Consider the following 4,130-nt stretch of genomic DNA (forward strand, 5'->3'; position numbering starts at 1 on the left):
GCTCGCGAGGCCGGGCCCGCCCGCGAGCGTTCCGCCCGTGGCCGCGGCGCGGCCTCGGACCGCGGTAAGGCGCAGTCCAGACCGGCCGAGGAAGCTCCCCGTTCGCGTCAGGACGATTCCCGCAACCGTGGCGACCGCAGCCGCCGCGGTGGTGGCCGTTCCCGGCAGGGCGGCCGCGAGCAGGCTCCGGCCCCGCGCGATCCGCACGCGATGGGCACCCCGCCCAAGGCGCCCAAGGGCGGTCTGCGGGTGTTCGCGCTCGGCGGCATCGGTGAGATCGGCCGCAACATGACCGTTTTCGAGTACGACGGCAAGCTGCTGATCGTCGACTGCGGTGTGCTGTTCCCCGAGGACCAGCAGCCCGGCGTCGATTTGATCCTGCCCGACTTCGGTCCCATCGAGGACCGCATGAACGATATCGCCGCGGTGATCCTGACCCACGGTCACGAGGATCACATCGGCGCGGTGCCGTTCCTGCTGCGTCTGCGCCGCGACATTCCGGTGATCGGCGCGAAGTTCACGCTCGCGCTGGTGGCAGCCAAGTGCCGCGAACATCGCTTGCAGCCCAACCTGATCGAGGTCAGTGAGGGCGAGCGCACCCAGCACGGCGCGTTCGACTGCGAGTACTTCGCGGTCAACCACTCGATCCCGGACGCCATCGCGGTCGCGATCCGCACGCCCGCGGGCATCGCGCTGCACACCGGCGACATCAAGCTGGATCAGCTGCCGCTCGACGGCCGCCTCACCGACCTGGCCGGTTTCTCCCGCCTGGGCGACGAGGGTGTGGACCTGTTCCTGGTCGACTCCACCAATGCCGAGGTGCCGGGCTTCGTGACGCCCGAGCGTGAGATCGGCCCGGTGCTCGACAGCGTGATCGGCAAGGCCAAGGGCCGGGTCATCGTGGCCTCCTTCGCCTCGCACGTGCACCGCATCCAGCAGGTGGTCGATGTGGCGCAGCGCTACGACCGCCGGGTCTGCTTCGTGGGCCGGTCCATGGTCCGCAATATGCAGATCGCCCAGGATCTCGGTTACCTGGAGATCCCGGACAATCTGGTGGTGGATCTGGATCAGGCCGCCAATCTGCCGGTGCACAAGCTGGTGCTGATCTCGACCGGTTCGCAGGGTGAGCCGCTCTCGGCGCTGTCGCGGATGGCGCGCGGCGACCACCGTCAGATCAATATCCGCCCCGACGATTTGGTGGTGCTGGCCTCCTCGCTGATCCCGGGCAACGAGAACGCGGTGTTCACCGTGGTGAACGGCCTGGCCCGCCTGGGCGCGACGGTCGTCACCCAGCAGAACGCGAAAGTCCATGTCTCCGGCCACGCTTCGGCGGGCGAGCTGCTGTACCTGTACAACGCGGTCCGGCCCACCAACGCCATGCCCGTGCACGGCGAGTGGCGGCACCTGCGCGCCAACGGCGCGCTCGCGGTGGCGACCGGCGTCCCCGAGGAGCGGGTCATCCTGGCCGAGAACGGCGTCGTGGTCGACCTGGTCGACGGCATCGCCACGATCGCGGGCCGCGTCCCCGTCGGCCAGGTCTACGTCGACGGCCTCTCGGTCGGCGACGTCGGCGAGTCCACTCTCTCCGACCGCCTGGTCCTGGGCGAGGGCGGCTTCATCTCCATCAATGTCGCCGTCGACTCCGCCACCGGCAAGGCCGTCAGCACCCCCGAGGTCAGCGGCCGCGGCTTCTCCGACGATCCCGAAGCCCTCTCCGGCGCCCAGGAACTCGTCGAGAACGAACTGCACCGCCTGGCCGTCGAGGGCGTCACCGACACCCACCGCATCGCCCAGTCCGTCCGCCGTGTCGTCGGCCGCTGGGTCGCCGAGAAGTACCGCCGCCGCCCCATGATCGTCCCCACGGTCATCGGCGTCTGACCTCGAAGGTCGAACAGCGCAACGGAAATCGCCCCGACAGCAGGAAGCTGTCGGGGCGATTACGTTCTGCCGGTGAGTGATCCGCCCGCCGCCTGGGGCGGGAACCACGAGAGTTTCTACTTATCCTGGCAGGCCGCGGAGTCCAGCTTGGCGGCCTTGACGATGCTGCAGGCGTAGTTGTGGTCGATCTTCCACTCGGTGCCCTCGGTGACGAAGGAGACCGTCGCGTTCTGGACCGGCTTGCCGTCGATGGTGACGTCGGCGTCGGCCTTGAGCTTGCCGGCGGCCGGGTCGCCCACGTTGGTGATCTTGATCTTGACGTTGTTGGCCTTGGCGGCGTCGACCAGCTTCTGGGCGAGCTGCGGGTCGAGCCCGGCGTTCTCGATCCAGTCGGTCTTGGTCTTGGAGTCGATCGACGGATCGAACGCCTTGCTGACCTTGTCGTTCAGGTCCGCGACCGAGGGCTTGGGCAGGTCGGCCGCGGTGGTGGGGGCCGGGGCCGCGCCGGTGAGCTTGGCGTCGCCGTCGGTGCTGCCCTCGAATTTGCCGGCGGGGGCGGCCGCGGAGGTGGTGGTGGCGGCCTTGCTGGTGTCATCGGACTTGCTGCAGGCCACCAGGCCGAAGGCCGAGGTGGCCAGCATCAGCGCGGCGGTCGCGCGGAAAACGGTGTGCTTCAACGAAATTCTCCCCGTGATTTCAGAGCTGGTAACCGGTGGTGCAGTTCCAGTGGATGATGGTGGCGTCGCCGGAGTTCCGGTTGAGCGCCTGGTTCTTGGCGGCGATGCGCGAGGTGGCGGCGCCGAAGGTGTAGTAGCCGTCCCGCGAGGAGTACGCGATGGCGCCGCAGCCGTTGGCGAAGCGCGCCACGATCTTGCAGTCGTTGTAGGTGCACGAGCTCATGGCGGCGTTCTGCGCCGCGGGGCTGTCGGAATAGTCGTAGGAGTAGCCGATTCGCCCGGTCGACACCGACAGCGCGATCGCGCCGTAGTTGTAGTCCTGGTAAGCATTGGCCGGAGCAGCCGTCCCAGCGAGCAGGGAACCGGCGGCCGCGACCATCACGGCTGCGCCGCTGACGATCTTCTTCAAGGTGTTGCCCTTCTTGTGCTTTCGGGTCCACGACCCTATGGACCGAGGGATCAAGTTACCGATCCGGAAGTGTTGACGCCAACCGGCATCTGTGGTTTGTGCGGCGGCATCGCGTCGCGGACCGCCTCCGGCTGTGATGTCACATCCGGTGCCAGATCATGATCAGCGGCGGCCCTTATGGGAGACCGTGTGGTTTCCTTAACGCCCCGGTGCGAACCCCGGCAACCCGGACTAAGGTCGCCCTTATGAATATGGCCCAACGTGAGCGCCAGGCCCTGGTTCAGGCGATGGCCGAAGCCGGTCCCGACGCGCCCACCCTGTGCGGGGAGTGGACGGCCCGGGATCTGGCCGCGCACTTGGTCGTTCGTGAGCGCCGCCCGGACGCCGCCCCCGGCATCCTGCTGAAGCCGTTCGCCCCGTATCTGGACAGCGTGCAGCGCAAGGTCACCGAGCGCCCGTTCGCGCGGCTGCTCGACGAGGTGCGCTCCGGCCCGCCGTTCTATCTGCGCCCGGTCGACGCGCTGATGAACACCACCGAGATGTTCGTCCATCACGAGGACGTCCGTCGCGGCGCGCCCGGCTGGGAGCCGCGCACCCTGTCCGCCGCCGACGAGGACCGGCTGTGGAAGCTGTTGACGGGCTTGGCGCGCATGGCCTATCGCAAGTCGCCGATCACCATCGCGCTGGCCACGCCGGACGGCCGCCGCACGGTGGCGCGCCAGGCCGGGGATCGCACCGTGGTGCTGGCCGGTCCGCCCTCGGAGCTGCTGCTGCACGCGTTCGGCCGCAACGAGGTCCGCCTGGAGGCGACCGGCGCGCCGGAGGATGTGGAGCTGGTGCACGCTCTCGACCGCAGCGTCTGATCCTGACGACGGGGTCCGCGGCACCCCGCTGACCCGGCCGTTTTCGGCCTGATCGCGGCGTCGACGGCGGTTTTTCGTTGTGATCGCCACAGTTTCTGATTCGGGTGGGCCGGGTGTTGCGGATGGTCCGGGTGGTGCTGTTGCGGCTAGCCTGGGACGCATGGCAGGTAAGGCCCGCACCGGAACGTCACGTACGCGAGCGGGGGCCACGCGGGGGCAGACTCCCGCGCAGTCCCGCGCGCGCACCCAACGCACCCCGGCGAGGGGCCGTGGCACGGCGGCGCGCAAGGCCCCGGCCCGCCG

Annotated in this window: 4 protein-coding genes; 2 read left to right on the plus strand and 2 right to left on the minus strand. The window is 69.1% G+C overall.

Annotated features, from left to right (window positions below):
• Positions 1-1,878, plus strand: a 1,878-nt coding sequence (locus ACWELJ_RS33550) for a ribonuclease J (protein ID WP_452370088.1), incomplete at its 5' end; no start/stop codon positions are given.
• Between the two features lie 116 nt (positions 1,879-1,994).
• Here ACWELJ_RS33550 and ACWELJ_RS33555 read toward each other — a convergent pair.
• Together ACWELJ_RS33555 and ACWELJ_RS33560 are read right to left on the minus strand one after the other, a co-directional pair.
• Positions 1,995-2,555 (minus strand): hypothetical protein, encoded by a 561-nt coding sequence (locus ACWELJ_RS33555; RefSeq protein ID WP_452370089.1) that lies wholly within the window; start codon positions 2,553-2,555, stop codon positions 1,995-1,997.
• Positions 2,556-2,574: 19 nt separating this feature from the next.
• Positions 2,575-2,964 (minus strand): DUF4189 domain-containing protein, encoded by a 390-nt coding sequence (locus ACWELJ_RS33560; RefSeq protein WP_452370090.1) that lies wholly within the window; start codon positions 2,962-2,964, stop codon positions 2,575-2,577.
• Positions 2,965-3,209: 245 nt separating this feature from the next.
• On the opposite strand from ACWELJ_RS33560, the gene ACWELJ_RS33565 reads away from it, so the two are divergent.
• Positions 3,210-3,827: a TIGR03085 family metal-binding protein gene (locus ACWELJ_RS33565; RefSeq protein WP_452370091.1), complete on the plus strand. Its 618-nt coding sequence runs from the start codon at positions 3,210-3,212 to the stop codon at positions 3,825-3,827.
• Positions 3,828-4,130 lie beyond the last annotated feature (303 nt).

It is taken from the genome of Nocardia sp. NPDC004582 (assembly GCF_053602115.1).

Excerpts from the sequence above, each read along its gene's own strand:
- ACWELJ_RS33565 (WP_452370091.1), top strand. The coding sequence starts at position 3,210 with ATGAATATGGCCCAACGTGAGCGCCAGGCCCTGGTTCAGGCGATGGCC.